General features: G+C 73.4%; 7 protein-coding genes and 1 pseudogene. 3 read left to right on the forward strand and 5 right to left on the reverse strand.

Going from position 1 to position 20,340, the window contains the following annotated elements:
* Positions 1–171: 171 nt before the first annotated feature.
* From JGS22_RS26675 to JGS22_RS25390, 4 genes and pseudogenes are all read right to left on the reverse strand, one after another.
* The gene (locus JGS22_RS26675; protein WP_236074345.1) at positions 172–9,942 is read right to left on the reverse strand and encodes a non-ribosomal peptide synthetase/type I polyketide synthase; all 9,771 of its coding nucleotides are present in this window, start codon (positions 9,940–9,942) and stop codon (positions 172–174) included.
* Positions 9,873–12,221 (reverse strand): non-ribosomal peptide synthetase, encoded by a 2,349-nt coding sequence (locus JGS22_RS25380; RefSeq protein WP_236074346.1) that lies wholly within the window; start codon positions 12,219–12,221, stop codon positions 9,873–9,875. The genes JGS22_RS26675 and JGS22_RS25380 overlap by 70 nt, the downstream gene beginning before the upstream one ends.
* A complete protein-coding gene (locus JGS22_RS25385; RefSeq protein WP_211039588.1) occupies positions 12,157–13,491 on the reverse strand; it encodes an MFS transporter in 1,335 nt (444 codons plus the stop codon). The genes JGS22_RS25380 and JGS22_RS25385 overlap by 65 nt, the downstream gene beginning before the upstream one ends.
* A 261-nt stretch (positions 13,492–13,752) precedes the next feature.
* Positions 13,753–14,817: pseudogene (locus JGS22_RS25390) on the reverse strand (chitinase); the annotation flags it as partial.
* 449 nt (positions 14,818–15,266) lie between these two features.
* Between JGS22_RS25390 and JGS22_RS25395 the strand changes: the two are divergent.
* The 3 genes from JGS22_RS25395 (at position 15,267) to JGS22_RS25405 (ending at position 19,399) form a co-directional block, all read left to right on the forward strand.
* Positions 15,267–16,988 (forward strand): acyl-CoA dehydrogenase family protein, encoded by a 1,722-nt coding sequence (locus JGS22_RS25395; protein WP_211039587.1) that lies wholly within the window; start codon positions 15,267–15,269, stop codon positions 16,986–16,988.
* A gap of 211 nt (positions 16,989–17,199) precedes the next feature.
* Positions 17,200–17,889, forward strand: a complete 690-nt coding sequence (locus JGS22_RS25400) for a response regulator transcription factor (protein WP_211039586.1) — start codon at positions 17,200–17,202, stop codon at positions 17,887–17,889.
* A gap of 7 nt (positions 17,890–17,896) precedes the next feature.
* Positions 17,897–19,399, forward strand: coding sequence for a HAMP domain-containing sensor histidine kinase (locus JGS22_RS25405; RefSeq protein WP_211039585.1), 1,503 nt, complete (start codon positions 17,897–17,899; stop codon positions 19,397–19,399).
* A gap of 6 nt (positions 19,400–19,405) precedes the next feature.
* On the opposite strand, the gene JGS22_RS25410 is transcribed toward JGS22_RS25405, so the two are convergent.
* Complete coding sequence (locus tag JGS22_RS25410) at positions 19,406–20,332, reverse strand: TAXI family TRAP transporter solute-binding subunit (RefSeq protein ID WP_211039584.1); 927 nt, start codon at positions 20,330–20,332, stop codon at positions 19,406–19,408.
* Positions 20,333–20,340 lie beyond the last annotated feature (8 nt).

The raw sequence follows: 20,340 nt of genomic DNA on the forward strand, positions 1-20,340 counted from the left end.
GTGCAGGTGGCGGTGACGGCGTCGGGCTCGGGCGTGGGGCGCGGTGCGCCTGGGCGTGAGCGAGCGGTGGGGCGGCCTGTTGTGGCGCCCCACCGCACGCCGTGGCCGCGGCCGAGCCCGCAGGCTCGACGCAGACCGATCTCCCGGCGCCGAGCCGACGGACGGCGAGCGCTACCGCTGGTCGTACTCCGTGGCTGGACGCAGCAGTTCGGACAGTGGCAGCTCCGGGTCGGCGGCGACCCGGCGCAGCAGCGCGATCAGTTCGGCGGACCAGGACTCGACGGTCGCCGACGAGAAGAGGTCGGTGGAGTACTCGAACGTCACCGTGAGCCCCTGTTCGTGCGGTGCGAGGACGACGTAGAGCTCGGTGCGTGCGACACCAGCGGTCGGCAGCGTACGCACCGTGGAGGACAGCCCTGCCAGCTCGACGCTCTGCGGCGGTGCGGTGACCACGGTGAAGAGCACGTTCGGCACCAGCGCGGCGGGCAGCCCCGGCTCCAGGAGATCGACGATCTCCCCGAGCGGGAGGTCCTGGTGGTCCAGCACCGAGAAGAGCGTCCCGCCCAACTGCCGTACCAGCTCCGCGAATCCCTCGACCCCGCCGAACCCGGCCCGCAGCGGCACCGCGTCGCCGACCAGGCCGACGACCTGCTCGCGGTCCCGGCCCAGCCGGTTGGCGTTGGAGACGGTGAGGACCAGGTCCTCGCCGGGCGTACGGCCGGTCGCCTCCGAGCGCCGGCGTGCCGCCCACACCGCGAAGGCACCGGCCAGCACGGAGTACGGCGTGGCACCGAGCGACCGTGCGGCCTGCGCGAGCTGCGCGCCGAAGTCCCCGTCCAGCTCCCCGACACACAGCGCTCCACGACCGGAGAGCACCGGGGGCCTCGGCCGGTCGCAGGGCAGCGCGAGTACGGTCGTCGTCCCCTTCAGCTCGGCACGCCAGAACTCCTCCAGCTCCGCCCCGCGCGCCGCGTCCCGCTCGCTCTCGGCCCGGGCGACCTCGGTGAACCGGCCCGCGGGGACGGCGAACCGGGGAGCGTCGCCCTGCACACGGGCCCGGTAGAGCTCACCCAGGTCGCGCCACAGCACACCGAAGGACCACCCGTCGCAGATGGCGTGGTGCCAGACGGTCAGCAGGGTCCAACTCTCGGGGCCGCGACGGGCCAGCCGGAAGCGGAAGAGCGGCGCCCGGTCCATCGCGATCACCTGCGCCACCTGTTCCCGGCACCAGCGCTCCACGGTGTCCAACGCGTCGTCGGCCGCCCCGTGCGCGCTCTCGTCGGCAGGCCGTGGGTACGAGCCGTCGGTCGTCTCCGGCCGTGCCGGACCGTCCGCGAGCTGCGGCCCTCCCGTCAGCTCGGTGATCGGCAGCTCCACCGGTACGTCCGCGAGCTCTTCCACCAGGAGCCGTTCCGCCCTCCGTACGGCCCGACTGCGGAGTGCGCCGTGGCGTGCGACGAGGCCGGCGAGTGCCTGCCGCAGATCCTCCGGGTCGAGCGTGCCCTCCAGATCGATCCGCTGGGCGACGTTGTAGACGCTGGCGTCCTCCCGTTGGTGGTGGCGCAGCCAGAGCCTGCGCATCGTGGCCGGCATCGGCGCCCTGTCCACCACCTCCGCCGCCCCGTCGCGATCCGCGTCGTCCCCCTCCGGCGGGTCCACCGCATCGTTCGCCGGCGTCGCGGGCTCCGGCGGTGCCACGGCTTGGTTGCGTTCCGCGGGTTCCGTAGCCGAGGCGGCGGGCTCCGCCGTGGCTTCCGGCAACCGGCCGGGAGTACCCGGCCGGGGGGACGTGCCGAACTCGCGTGCTGTCTCCCGCTGTTCCAGCATCCGCGCCAGCGCGCGGATGGTCGGTGCGCGGAAGAAGTCGGCCATGGACAGGCCCGGATTCCACAGAGCGGTAATCCGGTTCATCAACCGAACCGCGCTCAGCGAGTGGCCGCCCACCGAGAAGAACGAACGGGTCACGCCGATCCGACGCAGCTCCAACTCCTCGCACCAGACCGCGTGCAGCGCCTTCTCCCAGTCGGTCGACGGCGGTACATCATTCTGACCGCCGCCCGCGTCGCCGGCCCGGCCGGGCTCGGGCAGCCGTGCACGGTCGAGCTTGCCGGCGGCGTTCACCGGCAGCCGGTCGAGGACCACCCAGCCGCGCGGTACGAGGTGGTCGGGCAACATCTCGGCCAGCGCGGCGCGCAGCGTCTCGGCCCCGACGTCCGTGCTTCTCCCGACCACGTAGGCGACCAGCTCCCACTGTCCGTGCCGGTCGCGGCGGGGCAGCACCACGGCGTCGCGGACCCCGGAGAGCGCGGCCAACGCCGCCTGCACCTCGCCCGGCTCGACGCGGTGGCCGCGGACCTTGACCCGGTCGTCGATCCGGCCGAGGAACTGGAGAGTGCCGTCGGAGTTCCAGCGGCCCAGGTCACCGGTGCGGTACCGGCGCCCGCCCGCCACTGCGGTCGTGAACGCCGCCGCGGTCTCCCGCGGGCGCGCGTGGTAGCCATGGGCCACGGGCACACCGCCGAGGTGGATCTCCCCGGTCGAACCCACCGGCACCGGTTGCCCCGCATCGTCGAGCACTTCTACCACCGCGCCCGGGATCGGCCGCCCGATCGGCGCCCACCTCGGGCCCCGCGGGTCCACCTGCTGGGAGGTGACGATGACCGAGGCCTCCGTCGGCCCGTACTGGTTGTGAAGCGCCAGACGGGGATGAGCGGCGAGGAACTCCCGCAGGGCGGGGCCCACTTCGAGCGCCTCGCCCGCCGAGATCAGCTCCCGCACCGAGGGCAGCTCCACACCGCTGTCCACCAGGTGCTTGAGCGGGGTGTACGGCATGAACATCCTGCCCACCCCGTGCCGCCGCACCACCTCGGCCAGCGCGACGGGATCGTGGCGGTCGGAGTCGTCGACCAGCACCAGCGCCGCTCCGGAGGCGAGCGTCGTGAAGATCTCCTGCACGCTCACGTCGAAGACGGCGGAGGTCCACTGGAGGGTGCGCAGCGGCGGATGGGCCGCCAGCTGTGCGCGCACCAGATTGACCGGCCCCCGGTGCGGCACCACCACGGCCTTGGGCCGCCCGGTCGAGCCCGAGGTGTAGAGCAGATACGCGGTGTCCTCGGGCCGTACCCCACCGCCGACCGGCTCCCCGTGGTCCTCCCCGACGCCGACCGGCTCCCCGGGCCGCGCCGCATCGACGGGCCCGAAGCAGCCGTCCGCGTCGAGGTGCTGGACCGGCGTGCCGTCCCCGAGGCCCGGGTGGGCGCGCAGCAACTCCTCGGTGGCCAGGAGCAGCACGGGCTCCGAGTCCAGGAGCTGGTCCGCCAGCCGCGGCGTCGGCGCTCCGGGGTCCAGCGGTACGTACGCGGCGCCGGCCGCGAGCACCGCGGGCAGTGCGGCGATCAGGCCCGCGCTCCGTGGCAGCAGTACCGCGACGCGGCTGCCGCGCCCCGCCCCACGGGCTTGCAGCAGACGCGTCAGAGAGCCGATTCGCAGCGCCAACTCGCCGTAGGACAGACGCTGTTCGCCGTGCTCGACGGCCACGGCGTCCGGTGTCCGGCGGGCCTGTCGCAGTACCAGTGCGTGCAGCGTGGTGTCCTCGTGCGTCGTTGTCCCGGCGGGGCGCCCGAGCCCGTCCAGCACAGCGCGGTCGGCGTCCGAGACGGCGGTCAGCTCCCCGAAGGTCGCTGCCGGGGCCTCGACCGCCCGCCGCAGCACCAGCTCCACGTACGCCACCAGGCGCCGCACCGTGACGGCGTCGAAGAGCGCCGTGTCGTACTCCACCATCATCCGCACCCCGTTCCCGTGGTGTGTCAGGTAGAAGCTGAGGTCGAAGGGGGCGCGGTCGCTCGGTACGTCGATCAGGGCGGCGCGCACCGCGGGCGGGGCGAAGTCGACCGCGGACTCGCGCTCGTACTCCACCATCACCTGGAAGAGCGGGTTCCGGCCCGGGTCGCGTCGCGGGTTCAGCCGTTCCACCAGCTCTTCGAAGGGCACCTCCCGGTGCTCGTACGCGTCGGCGCCGGCCTCCCGCACCCGGAGCAGCAGTGCGGGGAAGTCCGGATCGCCGGTGAAGTCCAGCCGCAGCGGCACGGTGTCCAGGAAGAGGCCGATCAGCTGCTCCTGGCCGGCGGAGCGCGCCGAGACCGCGGTGCCGACCACCAGGTCCCGCTGCCCCGCGAAGCGTGCCAGGACCGCGCCGACCGCGGCGGTCAGCGCCATGAACGGCGTCGCACGCCGCTCGGCGGCCAGGGCGCAGACGGCGGCGACGAGCCGGCCGTCCAGCTCGTGGGTGAGGCTCGCTCCCTCGCCGGTGCGCACCGCGGGCCGCGGCCGGTCGGTCGGCAGCTCCAGATCGGGGGCGTCCGCCAGCCGACCGCGCCAGAACTCCACCGACGCCGCGACCTCCCGCTCGTCCGGCGCGACAACCGCGGGAACGGGCAACTCCGAGACGTCGACGGGGTGTTGCGGGTCCGCCGAGGTCAGGACGCGGTAGTGCGCGGCGAGTTCGCCGACCAGCACGGCGGTCGAGGAGGAGTCGAAGACGATGTGGTGGGCGAGGAGGAACAGGAGATGGCGCTCGTCGGAGAGCCGCAGCAGCCGGGCGCGCAGGAGCGGGCCCTCGGCGAGGTCGAACGTCTCTCGCCCCGCCGTCTCGAGCACCGCGCGCAGCGCCTCGTCGACGGTGGCGCCGTCGTGGTCCTCGACCGGACAGTGCGCCGCCATGTCCGCCCGCACCTCGCGGAAGGGCACGCCCTCCCGGTCGCCGAAGACGGTGCGCAGCGCCGCGTGACGTGCCACGGCCGCCAGCAGCGACTCCCGCAACGCCCCGGTGTCCAGAGCGCCTTCGAGCAGCACGGCCTTCGGCTCGTGGTACATGCTGCTGCCGGGATGCAGCTGCTCCAGGAACCAGATCCGCCGCTGCGCGGGCGTCAGCGGCAGTCCGGACGTCTGCGGCCCGGCTTCCGCCGGGCCCTCGGGCACCGGCCGGTGGCCGGCGTCACGACCCCGGTCGGAAGCCGGCTGCGGCGCCGGCCCGTCGGGCAGGGCCGCCGTTGACGGGGCCTCGGGGCCGGAGACGCCGGGCTGCGGGGCGTGGGACTGCGGGGCGTACGCGTGCGCGGCGTGGGACCGCGGCTCGTACGGCTGCGCCTGTGCGCGACGGAGCCGGTCCAGGACCGGCAGCGCGGCCATGACCTGTTCGCGGGGGACACCGAAGTCGACGAAGCAGGCGATCTCGTCCGCACCCGCCGCCACCAGGCCCTCGACGACCTCGGCGGCCTCCCGCTCGTCACCGATCAGCGCACGCGAGGAGCAGTAGCGGTCGTAGGCGCGGGAGAGCAGGAAGTCGACGTCCTCCTCCGAAGCGCCCTCCAGGTCCACGTCGAAGCCCAGGCTGTTGGTCACCTGGTCGAACAGGGAGAGCGAGGAACGCAGATAGGAGACGAACGGCCGGTACGCCTGCGCGCGTGCCCGCTCGCCGTCCTCGCCGAGGTAGGTGTGCACCAGCACCACGACCCGGCCCTGCGCCGGATCCAGCCCGTGCTCGGCGCGGGTGCGCCGGTAGAGCGCGATGTTCTCCGCCAGCTGCTCCACGGTCTGGGTCATCAGATTGGTGACCACCCCCAGCCCTTCGGCGGCGGCCCTGCGGTAGCTGTCCGGATTGCTCACCACAGCGACGTACATCGGCAGTTCACGCTGGACAGGGCGCGGATGCAGCGTCACCTCGACCGGGCTGCCGTCCCCGGCCGCGGTCGCCAGCGGGCGGCCGGACCACAGCGTCCGTACGTCCGCCAGCTGCTCGTACATCACCTCGCGGTGGCGGCCGTAGTGCTGCGGGGCGAGCGCGAAGTCCGTCGCGTGCCACCCGCCGGCGAAGCACAGCCCGGCCCGTCCGCCGGAGAGGTTGTCCACCACCGACCACTCCTCGGCGACCCGGATCGGGTGGTGCAGCGGCAGTACGACCGAACCGGCCTGAAGGCGGATCCGGCGGGTTCGGGTGGCGAGTGCGGCGGCCAGCACGGAGGGGTTGGGGAAGAGCGACCCGAAGGAGTTGAAGTGCCGTTCGGGGAACCACAGCGCGTGGAAACCGTGCCGGTCGGCGAACTCGGCGGCGTCCAGGACGAGTCCGTAGCGGTCCGCGTCCTCCTGCGTCGCCCGGTCCGAGGTGTCCTGGGGGTAGTCGCCGAAGAAGTACAGACTGAAGTCGCAGCGCGCCCCGGCGTCGAGGGGCGACCCGGCGCCGGGCTGTGGGGCGGTCGCCGGTGGGGGCGGGGGCTTCTGCGTCGCCACGGCACCGCCGTCCTGCGGGGCGCCGCCCCGAGGGCCGGTCGCGGAAGCGGCGGTGGGCGCGGCACCGGTGGGCGCGGCACCCGCTTCCGACGGAGCCTCCTGCCGCGCTTCGGCACCGGCCGCCCCGCGCAGGGGCGGCGCGGCTTCGGACCGCGAGCCGTCCGTGGACCCGGACGTCCGGCCCGCGGCCGGAGCCGTTGGCGCACCGGCCGGTCCGGGCGCGGCGCGCAGCACCTCCAGCTGACCGGTGAGCAACCCGCCCACCTGGCGCACGAGTTGCTCGGCCACCTCCAGCTGACGCCCCAGCAGTGCATGCGTCGGTGACGGATCGGCCGCGGTGACCGCTGCGGATTCCGCAGCGTCGCCGACAGATCCGGGAGCCCGCGGCGCCCGTGCTGCCGCCTCCACCTCGGACGGCTCCTGCCGCTCCTGCTGAGGCACAGGCCGCGTCACGTGCGCCGCGTCCGGCGTCGACTCACGGCGCTCCGGTACGGGCGGCAGCGACGTCGGCGCCGCAGCCGCGTCCGCCCGCGCATCCGCAGCCTCGGCGCCCGGGGCGGCAGTTTCGCCCGGCGCGACGGGGTCCGCCCCGACCGCCGGCGCCGAGACGTCGGACGCTTCCGGGCGCACGCGCTCGGCCAGCCGGCGCGGGGTGTCGACCGTGTCGAACAGTTCACGCACCGGGACGCGCACCCCGTGGAGTTCGCGCAGCCGTGCGGTCATCCCCATCAGTGACAGCGAGTCCGCGCCCAGCTCGAAGAACGAGCTGTCCGGTCCGACCTCGGCCAGCTCGCGGCCCAGCTTGTCGGCCGTCAACCGCCTTATGGAGATGAGCAGTTCGGCGTCCACATCCGGCTCCTCGGTGTAGTTCTGCGCTTCTTGCGCGGCGGCGCGGCAGCCGTCGACGGAGGCCGCCGCGGCAGGGGCCGGTCGGACGGCGGCCCCGGAACCCGTCGGTGCGCCGCGTCCGTCGCCCCGTACGTGCTCGTCCGCCGCGGGGTCGTACGGCAGGTGCCGCGTGCGCAGCGGATGGCCGGGCAGCGGCACCCGGCCGCCCGTTGCGCACAGCGCCTCCCAGCGCAGCTCGGCCCCGGCGCGGTAGAGCGAACCGAGGCCGCTGAGCAACCCGTTCACCTGCTCGTGCGCCTCGCCGGGCCCCTGCGCGGAGACCCAGCGGCTGCCGGGCAGACAGTGCCGGCCGAGGCCGGTGAGCGTCCGGTCGGCGCCCATCTCGACGAAGTCCCGGCCACCGCGTTCCCACGCCGCAGCCATCGCCAGGTCGAACCGGACCGGCTGCCGGGCCTGGCGGCAGAGGTGTTCCGCGTCCACCCGAGCGCCGACCTCCAGTACGGCCCCGTCGAGGCAGCTCACCAGCGGCACTCGCAGCGGGCCGAGGCGCACCCGCCGTGCCCGCACGCCGAACTCCGCCAGCGCTCCTTCGACGGCGGCGGAGTGGAAGGCCCGGTCGACAGGGAGCGTTCGGCATTCCAAGGACTGCTGCGCACACAGCACTCGGGCCGATTCGATCGCGGCCGGGTCGCCGGAGAGCACCACCGAAGCCGGGCCGTTGACCGCGGCCACCTCGGCGCCGCTGGCTGTCGCCAACCGCTGCGCCCGCTCCCGGTCGGTGCGTACGGCGAGCATCCCGCCGCGCGCACCGAGGCTCTCCATCAGGCCGCCGCGCCACCCCGTCATCCGCACCCCGTCCGCCAGCGTCAGCGCGTCGGCCGCGTAGAGCGCCGCGTACTCGCCGACGCTGTGACCCAGCAGCAGCGCCGGCTGCACACCCGCGCCCCGCCACACCTCGACCAGGGCGGCCTGGTGACTGAAGAGCGCGGCCTGCGCGGTGTCCGTCGGCCACAGGTCGCCCGTCGCGCCCGCCTTCGGCCCTTCCCCGCCGCCGGTTTCCCGCACCGTCGGGTCCGCGGTGAGCAGCAGCGGCAGCAGTTCACCGCCGAACTCGTTGCGGAAGAGCTCCGCACACTGCTCCAACGTCCGCCGCGCGGCCGGGAACGCGGCGTACAGCCCCGCGGACATCCCGCGCCGCTGGCTGCCCTGTCCTGCGAACGCCCACACCGGAGCCGACGAGCTCCGCCCACGCTGCCCGACGGGGCCCTGCTCCTGGCTCCCGGCCCTCCGGACGACGGCCTCCAGCGCGTCGGCGATCTCGTCCGCCGTGCGGCCGACGACGGCGTCCCGCACCGGATGGTGCGGCCGCCCCAGCGCGAGAGTGGTGGCGACATCGGCCGGGTGCAGTGGGGGACGCTGCCGCAGACGGTCGCGGAGCGCGCCCGCGACCTGTGCCAGCGCCTCGGGCGAACGCGCGGAGAGAGGAATGAGCGAGGGTTGCCCGGCGGCCGGTCCGGTCCGCCGCTCCGGCGCCTCCTCCAGCACCACGTGCGCGTTGGTACCTCCCACTCCCAGGGCGCTGACGCCGGCCCGACGGGGCACGCCGTCCGCGACCGTCCAGGCACACAGCTCCCGCACCAGGGCCAACGGGCCCTTCTCCAGACGGAGTTCGGGGTGCGGCCGGGTCAGTCCCGGCGTCGGCACCAGGGTGCGGTGGCGCAGGCTCAGGATCGTCTTGATCAGTCCGGCCATTCCGGCGCAGCTGTCGAGGTGGCCGACGTTCGGCTTGACCGAGCCGACCGCGCAGAAGCCGGTGCGGTCGGTGTGCTCGCCCAGAGCCTCGGCGAGCGCCTCCAGTTCCACCGGGTCGCCCACCGGGGTGCCGGTGCCGTGCGCCTCCACGTACGACAGGGACTCGGCCGGCACGCGTGCGCGAGCGAGCGCCCGACGCACCACTTCGACCTGACCCGGCACCCCGGGGGCGGTGAAGCCCACCTTCCCCCGGCCGTCGTTGTTGATCGCCGAGCCCAGCACGACGGCGTGCACGGTGTCTCCGTCGGCGAGCGCCCGGTCCAGGCGTTTGAGGAGTACGACGGCGACCCCGTTGCCGCCGACCGTGCCGTCGGCCTCGGCGTCGAAGGTCCGGCAGCTGCCGGTGGGGGAGAGGACCGAACCGGGGCCGGTGCGGTAGCCGCTCTCCTGGGGCAGATGCACGGCCGCGGCGCCCGCCAGCGCCAGATCGGCGTCCCCGGACAGCACCGCCTGACCCGCCAGATGGACGGCGACCAGTGAACTGGAGCACGCCGTGCGCACTCCCACCGCGGGCCCCCGCAGGCCCAGCCGGTAGGCGACCCGGGAGGCCAGGAAGTCCGACCCGCGGCCGATCGCGGTCTGCATCTCGGTGGCGGGGTCGCTCTCCTGACCGGCTCGGTGCTGCGACCGGCCCGGCGTCTGGTGGTCGTAGAGGTTCATACCGGAACCGGCGAAGACCGCGATCCGCTCCGGGCCGCCCTCCCCGGCGTACCCGCCGTCCTCCAGCGCGCGGTGGCACACCTCCAGGAAGAGCCGGTGCGCGGGATGGGTCAGCCGCGCCTCCTTCGGGGCGATCCCGAAGTGCTCCGAGTCGAACGACTCCACCTCGTCCAACACCCCTGCCACCGGTACGAGTTCGGGTGCCCGGCGCTGCTCGGCGGTCAGACCGGCGCCGGCGAGTTCGTCCTCCCCGAAACGGCGCAGGCTCACGACCCCCTCGCGCAGGTTGGCCCAGAACTCCTCGGGTGTCCGGGCACCGGGGAAGCGCAACGCCATGCCGACCACCGCCAGTCGGCGGTCCTCGCCGCCGCCCGCGCCCGCCGCCTCCTGCCGGCCCGCCGCCCGGTCGTCGTCCGATGTGAGGGCCCCGCCCGCCCTGCCGTCGACGCCCGCGGGTCGTGCCCCGCCCGCGTACGACCGTCCGGAAGCGACGGCCGCACGGCGGGCGGGGCACGACCCGCGGGCGTCGACGGAACGCCGACGCCGAGCCGTTCCTCGAGCCGTCCGCGCAGCCGCGCCAACAGCACCGAGGTGAGCCCGAGTTCGTAGAAGGGCACCCCGTCCTCGACCGGCCGTCCGACGAGCCGGGCCAGCTCCTCGCGCACGACCCGCGCCACAGCGTCCGCCTGCGGCCCGGCAGTGCGCCCCGGCCCGCCGTCCGCCTCCGCCTCTGCACTCGCCGGTACGTCCGCGACCTCCCGTCGTCCGTCGGCGTCCCGATCCGCCGGGGCGCCCGCCCCGGGCGCGTGGGCGTCCGTTCGGTCCCGCGGCGCATCGGTGTTCCGAGCCGTCAGAGGTGTCTCCGGCGCCAGCAGCCGGGACCTCAGCTCCTGGCGTCTGACCTTCCCCGCGGGAGTGCGGGGGAAGTCGGACTCGGCCACCGGCACGGTCCGGGCGACGGTCAGCCGTAACCGGCCGAAGAGCGCCGCGCGCAGCTCGCCGGCGATCCGTTCGTCCTCCCGCGCACCCCGGCTCACGAAGAGCAGGACCAGCTCCTCGGTGCCGCTGGTCGGATGCGGCACCCCGCAGGCGGCGACCTCCCCCAGCCGTACGCCCGGAACCCGCGCCGCGGTGTCCTCCACCTCGTGGCAGGAGACGTTGTGCCCGTTGAGCACCAGGATGTCCTTGCGTCTGCCGGTGACGACCACCTGGTCCTGGTCGAGGAAGGCGAGGTCCCCGGTGTCCAGCCACTCGCGGCCGTCGGGGTACGCCTCGGCATCGGCGGCGGGGTTGTTGACGTACCCGGGAGTCAGTCGTGCGGGAGCGCGCAGTTGGAGGCGGCCGATGTGCCCGGCGCCGGCGGGGGCGCCGTCCTCGCCGACGATGCGCAGGGTGGTGCCGTGGGCCGGTGAACCGGAGGCGACGAAGGTGGCGCACTCCTCCTCCGGCGTGCCCGCGTCCGCCCGGACCAGCCGGCCCGCGAGGCTGTCCCGCCGCAGCCGGTGCACGGTCCCCGGCCGGTCCAGCCTGCCCCAGGTGATCGCGGTGACGGTCTCGGCCATCCCCCACACGGGGGCGAGATGTCCCTCGCGCACGCCGTACGGGGAGGTCGCCGCGAGGAAGTCGCGCAGCACCGGGAGCGCCACCCGTTCCCCGCCGCAGACCAGGGACTTGAGCCCGCCGAGGTCCCAGCCGGTGCCCGGATCGCGCTCGGCGAGCGCCTCGGCCACCAGGCGGTAGGCGAAAGTCGGCGCCCAGCCGTGCTGCGCCCGGTGCTCGTGCAGCAGGTCGAGCCAGCGCAGCGGATCGGCCAGCACGAGGTCGGTGGCCGCGTGCACCCCCGTGCTGCCGGTGAAGACGGGCAGCAGGTGGTAGATGAGGAAGGCCCCGCTGTGGTCCAGCGGCAGCCAGTTGACCAGGGTGTCGCCCGCCCGTACGTCCAGGATGCGGCGGGTGCCGGCAGCGAAGTCCGCGAGCCCGCCGTGGGTCAGACGTACGGCTTTGGGCTCGCCGGTGCTGCCCGAGGAGAGCATCAGCAGCGCGGTGTCACCGGGCCGCGGCGTGTGGAACTCCCGGGCGGGCGCGGCCCCGAGACACTCGCGCAGCTCCAGCGTGCGCAGCGGGACCGGGCCGTCGCCGTCCGCGGACGCCGCCGCCCCGGCCGCGTCGGTCAGCACCAGCGGTGAACCCAGCAGCCGCACGGTGTGCAGCAGCCGGCTGCGGGCGGGCGTACCGGGCAGCGGGCTCTCGGCGATGGCCGCGGGCCGCGCGCCGCCGAGCACACAGGCCCAGAACGCGGTGAAGAAGTCCTCCAGCGGCAGTCCGCACAGCACCACGGGATCGCCGGGACGAACCCCGTGCGCCCGGAGCCCGCCGAGCAACTGCCGTGCGTCCTCCAGGAGTCGGTCGTATCCACGGCTGCCGCCGGTGCCGTCGCTCTCCACGGTGGCGACGCCCCCGACGCCGTCCCCTCCCGCGGGTCCCCGGGCTCCCGCGGCACGCAGCAGCGCGTCGACCGCGTCCACCGGGTCCCGCTCGTCCTGCTCCGGCTCAGGGCCCCGACACAGGTCCTGCCCTCGCACGTGCTCCATGCGCGCCTCTCTCGTCTGATCCATGGTCCGCCTCGGGGGACGGTCGTTCGGGGGTGTGCCGTCGGACGGCGTACAGCAACAGCAGGAGGGCGCCGCAGGCGGCGGTGGCGTGGAAGAGTCCGACGACGGCGAGCGCCGGCAGCGCTTCGAGCGCCCCGGCGGCGGCCACGGTGCCGAGCGCGAAACCGGACTGCTCGGCGGTGGCGGAGAGCCCGAAGAGCCTGGTGCGCTCGGGCTCGGGCGCGGCCTGCAACCGCGAGGTGTAGACGATCTCGGTCCAGCCGTCCGCGAAGCCGGCGGCTGTCGCCACCAGGACGAGCCCGATCGCGGGCAGGCCGAGGAAGGCGGCGACGAAGGCCACCGACATCGCACAGGTGCCCAGCGCGAACGCCCGTACGCTCCAGGCGGATTCGCCCCGGCGGCGGCGCAGCACCAGATGCGCCAGCACCGTGCCGACCGCCCAGGCGACCCAGAAGCGGGTCATGTGCAGCGCGGGGTTGTCCGGGGCCTCGGAGTGGGCCACCACCGGCAGCGCGACGTTGTGCGAGGAGGAGGCCAGCGCGTCGAGCCCGCGCAGAGCGACCAGGGCCAGCAGCACCGCGGGCAGTGTCGAGCCCAGCCGCCGCAGCCCGGTACGGGTCTGCCCCGGTGCGGATGCCTGCGCGCTCGGGGTGACCTGCCCGCCGGCGGTGGCCTGCCCGCCCGGGGGGACGGCCCCGCTCGGCTCCTCCTCGGTGCGCGGGCGCGCCACCAGGAGCACCGCTGCGGCCAGCGCGAAGCTCGCCGCGTTCACCGCGAAGGCCAGCGCGTAGCCGCCGAACCCGATGATGACGGCGGCGGAGGCGAATCCGAGCACCGTGGCGATCGAACGGGCCGTCACCAGCAGGCCGTTGGCCCGGCCGCGCAGTTCGGCACCGACCATCGCCGGCACCGAGCTGCGCAGGGAGACCGAGAACCAGGTGTTCGCCGCACCCAGCACCACGACCGCCACCGCGAGCAGCGCGGGCGGTGCGTCGTCGGCGCACAGTGCCAGGACGAGCAGGGTCAGACACTGCGCCAGATGCGCGCCGTACATCACGTGCGCCCGCGGGACTCGCGCGGTCAGCGCGGCCGAGGTCATCCCGGCGGCGAAGCCGGCCGACAGCCGCAGCGCCATCATCAGCCCGACGCCCAGCGCCGTACCGGTGACTTCGTAGGAGAAGAGGCTGAGTGCGATCAGGTTGAGATACGTACCGAAGGAAGAGACGGAATAGGCGGCGACGACCGCGGCGAAGCGGCGGTCCGTGTGCGCCATGGCTGCTCTCATCCCCGTCGGGGCTCGTCCGGTGTGTGCGGGCTCACCACCGTCCGCCTGCGGGGCAGCAGCCGCCGCGGCGAACTCGTCCTGAAAAGTGGGGAGTTGCGGGTGCATCGTACGCGTACTACGGCAAAAGTACGACGGCTGCGCGGACATCGCGTGGAACGCGACCGCGCAGCCGTCGTGGGGACGAGCCGTCGGAGATGAGTGGGAACGGCCTGCGGGAGGCGTTCGGAACCCGGTGCGCCGGGTCCGGGGTCAGTCCCCGTAGGCGTCGAAGTTCCGGGAGAACTCCCGGTCGTTGAACTCGTCCCAGTTGATCGACCAGGACATCAGGCCGCGCATGTCCGGCCAGGTGCCGTGCGGCTCGTAGCTGCCGCAGTCGGTCCCCTTGGTGAGGCAGTCCAGGGTCCGGGTGACCTCGGTGGGGGAGATGTGGCCGTTGCCGGCGTTGGTCGAGGCCGGCAGGCCGATGGCGACCTGGTCGGGCCGCAGCGGCTCGAAGACCGCGTCCTCGTCGCCGGCGACGGGGAAGCCGGCGAGCAGCATGTCGGTCATGGCGATCGGGAACTCGGCGGTGCCCATGGTGTGCTGCTTGCCGTCCAGGCCCATGATCGGGCCGGAGTTGTAGTTCTGGACGTGCAGCAGAGTCAGCCGGTCGCGCAGTGCGTGGATCACCGGCAGGTACGCTCCGGCGCGCGCGTCCTGGCCGCCCCATTCGCCGGAGCCGTAGAACTGGTGGCCCAGCTGCACGAAGAAGGTCTCGGGCGCCATGGTGAGGACGAAGTCGTCACCGTACTTCTCCGCCAGCGTCTCCACCGCGGAGATCAGGTTGACGATGACCGGGCTGGTGGGGTTCTTGAAGTCGGTGTCGCCCTCGTCCAGTGCGAGCGAGTTGCCCTCGAAGTCGATGTCCAGGCCGTCGAGTCCGTAGGTGTCGATGATGGAGCCGACCGAGTCGACGAAGGCGTCGCGCGCCGCCTCGGTCTCCAGCCGCACCTGGCCGTTGGCGCCGCCGATCGAGATCAGCACCTTCTTGCCGGCGGCCTGCTTGGCCTCGATGGCGGACTTGAACTCCTCCTCGCTCTCCACTTCCGGGCACTCGGCCTGCGGGCACAGCTCGAAGCGGATGTCGCCGGAGGTCGGCGAAGTGGGCTCGCCGAAGGAGAGGTTGACGATGTCCCAGGAGTCGGGCACGTCCGCCATGCGCGTGTAGCCCGAGCCGTTGGCGAAGCTGGAGTGCAGATAGCCGGCGAGTGCGCGTCCGGGCAGCTCGGCCGTGCTTCCCGCCGTCGTGGGGGCGGTGTCGGGGGCCGACTCGGCGGCCTGGGAGGTCTGGCCCATGGCGGCCAGTCCGCCGCCCGCGAGCGCCGCCGCGAGCAGTGCGGCGCCGAGCCGCCGACGTGGCCGGAAGGCGACTCCGGGCGCGCTGCGGAAACTGCTCCATCGACTCACGGCTACCTCCGGGTCACAGTTGCGACGGTCATCGGTGAATTTGGTCCAGACCAATCAAACTGTCAAGGCTTCGCGCACGCTTCGATGCCCGAACGCCCCGTGTGCGCTCCGCGTTCGCCCGCCTCCGCGAGTGCCTTCGATGCCCCGGCTTGCGGTTCCGGCCCTGGTCTCGAAAGGGTGAAGCTCGTCTCAACGCCCCCGGTCCGCCTTGTTTGTGCAACAAGTTGCAGAGAGGATTCCTGGCGGAGACGCGCATCCGCCGCAGGCGCCGCGCGGAACCACCCGTGGACGCGATCCCCACCCCGGAAGGCGAAGTCATGGCGGATTCCCTGCTGTTCAACCCGCGCACCTACGACCCCGCGCACTTCGACCAGGAGACCCGCAGGCTGCTGCGCGCCACTGTCGACTGGTTCGAGTCCCGCGGCAAGCGCAGGCTCATCGAGGACTACCGCACCCGCGCCTGGCTCGAGGACTTCCTCGCCTTCTCCGCCGAGGAGGGCCTGTTCGCCACCTTCCTCACCCCCGAGGCCGCCGCCGACGGCGCCCCGGACAAGCGGTGGGACACCGCCCGCATCGCCGCGCTCAACGAGATCTTCGGCTTCTACGGCCTCGACTACTGGTACGCCTGGCAGGTCACCATCCTCGGCCTGGGCCCGGTCTGGCAGAGCGAGAACGCCGAGGCCCGCGCCCGCGCCGCCGAACTCCTCGAACAGGGCGAGGTGTTCGCCTTCGGCCTCTCCGAGAAGAACCACGGCGCCGACATCTACTCCACCGACATGCTGCTCGAGCCCGACGGGAACGGCGGCTTCCGGGCGAGCGGCTCCAAGTACTACATCGGCAACGGCAACGCCGCCGGCCTCGTCTCCGTCTTCGGCCGCCGCACCGACATCGAGGGCCCCGACGGCTACGTCTTCTTCGCCGCCGACAGCCGCCACGACGCGTACCACCTGGTCAAGAACGTCGTCGACTCCTCCAAGTACGTCAGCGAGTTCCGACTGGAGCAGTATCCGGTCACCGCCGCCGACGTCCTGCACACCGGCCGCGAGGCGTTCGACGCCGCCCTGAACACGGTCAACGTCGGCAAGTTCAACCTGTGCACCGCCTCCATCGGCATCTGCGAGCACGCGATGTACGAGGCCGTCACCCACGCCCACAACCGTGTGCTCTACGGCCGCCCGGTCACCGCCTTCCCGCACGTACGGCGGGAGTTGACCGACGCGTACGTGCGCCTGGTCGGGATGAAGCTCTTCAGCGACCGTGCCGTCGACTACTTCCGCACCGCCGGCCCCGACGACCGCCGCTACCTCCTCTTCAACCCGATGACCAAGATGAAGGTCACCACCGAGGGCGAGAAGGTCATCGACCTCATGTGGGACGTCATCGCCGCCAAGGGGTTCGAGAAGGACACCTACTTCGCCCAGGCGTCCGCGGAGATCCGAGGTCTGCCCAAGCTGGAGGGGACAGTCCACGTCAACCTCGCGCTGATCCTGAAGTTCATGGCCAACCACCTCCTCGACCCGGCCGAGTACCCCGAGGTGGCGACCCGGCTGGAGGCCGCGGACGACTCGTTCCTCTTCAGCCAGGGTCCGGCCCGCGGCCTGGGCTCGGTGCGCTTCCACGACTGGCGCACCGCCTTCGAGGGGTACCGCGAGCTGCCCAACGTGGCCCGCCTCCGCGAACAGGCCGACGCGCTCTGCGAGTTCGTCACCACCGCCGCACCCGACAAGGAGCAGAGCCGCGACCTGGACCTGCTGCTCGCCGTCGGCCAGCTCTTCGCACTCGTCGTGCACGCCCAGCTCATCCTGGAGCAGGCCCGGCTGACCGACTGCGACACCGATGTGCTCGACGAGCTCTTCGCTGTGCTCGTGCGGGACTTCTCCACCCACTGCGTGGAGCTGTACGGCAAGGACTCGGCCACCGAGGAGCAGCAGCGGTGGGCGCTCGCGGCACTCCGCCGCCCCGTCGTCGACGAGACCCGCACGGACCGGGTCTGGCAGCGGGTGGAGAACCTCTCCGGCGCCTACGAGATGGCCCCCTGACCGGCTCCCGGCACCACGACACCACGCGGGCCCCGCCCGCACCCCGCTCCGATCCGCAGCGCCGCACCACCGGGAGCGCCCCGGCCGTCCGCTCCGGCCGCCGACCCGCCCGACCGCGGGCCGGCGGCCGGCCCCGGTCCCGAAGGCGTCGTCCGAGGTCGCACGCAGCGAGCCCGGCGGGGATCCCGGCCGCAGGCCCTAGTCTTGGCCCATGCGCGCCCTCATTGTCGAGAACGACGACAAGGTCGCCCGTGCACTGAGCCGGACGCTTCGGGCCGAGGGCTTCGAGATCGAACGGGCCGGCACCGTACGCGACGCCGTGGAGGCGATCGCCCGCTCGGAGTTCGACCTCGCACTGGTCGACCTCGGCCTGGACGACGGCGACGGCGTCGACGTCATCCGCACCCTGCGCGAGAAGGCGTCCACCGGCGTACTGGCGGTGACCGCCCGCGGCGAGGAAGCCGACCGGGTGCGCGGACTGCGCGCCGGTGCCGACGACTACCTGGTCAAACCTTTCGGCGTCGCCGAGCTGCTCGCCCGCATCGAAGCCGTCACGCGCCGGCTGCGCGTGGTGCGCAGCGTGCCGCAGACGCACGGGGTGATCGACCACGGCGGCCTCGTCATCGACCGGGACCGCCACGAGGTCCACCTCGACGGCGAACTGCTGCGGCTGACCCGCAAGGAGTTCGACGTCTTCGTGATGCTCGCCCGCAGCGTCGGCTCGGTCGTCGAACGCGACCACATCCTGGACCAGGTGTGGCACTCCACCTTCGAGGGCAGCAGCCGCTCGCTCGACACCCATATGACCTCGCTGCGGGCCAAGCTCGGCGGCGCGGCCAGAATCTCCACCGTGCGCGGCATCGGCTACCGGCTGGAGCCCGTCGAGAAGCCGGGCAGGTAGCCGCCCGGTGCGCCGCCGAATCGTCGTCGCTCTCCTTCCGGTCCTCATCCTGCTGGTGGCCGGGGTCGGACTGTCCTACGCCGTGGTGGTCGGCGAACGCTCCACCCAGCAGGTCTTCATCGACCGCAGCGGTGACGCGGTGCGCTTCGCGACCCTCGCCGAAGCCGCGATCACCTCCGGCGACTCCTCCCGGCTGGACGCCGAACTCGACGCGTACGAGGAGCTGTACGGCTCCCCGGTGTGGGTGATCGGTCTGGACGGCAGCCTCGTCCACGACCCCGGCCGACCGGTGCCCGCCGACGAGAAGATCGACAAGAAGATCCAGCGCGCCTTCGCCGGCAGCCGCGCGGTGGAGACCAGCGTGGTGTGGCCCTGGACCCGCGCACCGCTGCGCGTGGTCGAACCGGTCGGCCGCGACTCGCAGGTGACCGCCGTCGTCGTGATCGAGGCCCCCACCGACGGGCTGCGGCAGACGACCGTACGGCAGTGGACGCTGGGCGCCGCGATGCTGCTGGTCCCGGTCGGCGCGCTGCTCGCCGGTCTCTGGCCGCTCACCCGATGGATCCTGCGGCCCGTTCGCGACCTCGAACGGATCGCCGCGGACGTGCGCGGCGGCGATCTGAACGCACGGGCGGCCGTCGAGCACGGGCCGTCCGAACTGCGCGGTCTGGCCTCCTCGTTCAACGCGATGGTCGACACCGTCCAACGCTCGCTGGAGCGGCAGCGCGTCTTCGTCGCCGACGCGGCGCACCAGTTGCGCAACCCCTTGGCGAGCCTGCGGCTCTCGGTGGAGAACCTCCGCCCCTGGCTGCACGAGGCGGAGGCACGCGAGGCGGGGGAGGAGGCGGTCTCCGAAGCCGTCGAGATGGGCGAGATGTTCGAGGCGATGCTCGCCGCCACCGCAGTGGCCAGCGAGGAGCGCGTGCGCGACAGCGAGGCATGGACGCTCCGGCAGGTCTTCGCGGCCGGCCGCCCGCACTGGGAACAGGCCACCTCCGACGCCGGACTGGCCCTGCACGTCGTCGAACCCGACCCGGAACTGGTGCTGCGCCAACCACCGGGCGGCCTGGTCGCGGTGCTCAACGAACTCGTCGACAACGCCGCCCGGCTCGCCGACGCCACCGCTGTCACCGTCGCCTGGTCCGTCGACCACGGCGAACGCGAACGCGAGCGCGAGACCAGGGGCCGGGCGGGCAGGGCCGGAACCCTCGGCGACGGCAGCGGCACGGTGACCGTCACCGACGACGGCCGCGGTCTCTCGGAGAGCGAACGCCGTGCCGCCCGCGGCAGGTTCTGGCGCGCCCAGCACCACCAGAACACCCCCGGCACCGGACTGGGCCTCGCGATCATCCACGATGTCGTCGAGGATGTCGGCGGCACCGTGCGCCTGGAGGCCAACGCCCCCACCGGTCTGCGCGTACTGGTACGGCTCCCGCTCGTCTCCGAACCGCCGGGCGCCCAGCCTCCGCCGACACAGCCCCGCCCGCTGCCCCGCCGACCACCTGGCTGAGTACAACTACGGCTTCTGCGAACGGAACCAGTCGGCGGACCCGGGGTGCAGCGGGATCGGTGCGGTCGCCGCCGCCGTGCGCGGGTTGATCTGGTGCGCCTCCGGGCGCGTACGGGCCAGGGTGTCGGCCTCCTCGACGGTCGCCCGCGCGAGCACCCGCGCCACGTCGGAGGGGAAGTCCCGGGCCATCGCGATGAGCGTGGGAACCGCAACGGTGTTGGTGGTCCGCACACCGGGATAGACGGTGCTGGAGATCGTCACCGGCAGGTACTCGCCCGGGTGCGCCTTCTGCAACGTCCCCGTCTCGGCGGCCAGATCGATGAAGCGGATCGGCGGCCCGTACTCCAGCAGCCAGCTGATGGCCGGAGTGGGCATCGCGGTCAGCGACATGACCGCGTCGACCTCGCCGTCCACCAGGGCCTGGGCGGCCTCCTGTTGGCCGAGGTCGCGCGAGGCGACCTCCACCCCCGCCGCCTCCAGCAGCCGGGTGCCGGTGAAGCGGGTGCCCGAGCCGGGCAGGCCCAACGCCACCGGACGGCCGCGCAGGTCTGTCAGCGAGCGGATGCCGCTGCCGCGCAGACTCACCAGATGCACCACCGAGTCGAAGATCCGCAGCAGCGCCGCGACTTCCTCGTGCCGGCGCAGGATGTCGACGTTGGAGAAGATCAGGTCCACCTCGCCGGCACGCAGCATCCGGCTGTTGTCCACCCCGGCCTCGGTGAAAAGCGTCTCCACCACGGGGCCCGCCAGCGCCTTGTTCCAGACCCGGGCCAGTGCTGCGCCGGACTCGCGGTAGGTCGCCCCCGCCGGGCCGGTGGCGAGTGTCAGCCGGGAGACGTCGAGGTCGGGCTGCCGGTCACAGGCGGCGGCCAGCGCCGCTCCCAGAGCGGAGAGGAGAACCGTGCGTCTGGTGGGTCGTGCCGAGCGGGCCAATGTCAGAT

This window comes from Streptomyces tardus (assembly GCF_018101125.2).
GTDB lineage: Bacteria > Actinomycetota > Actinomycetes > Streptomycetales > Streptomycetaceae > Streptomyces > Streptomyces tardus.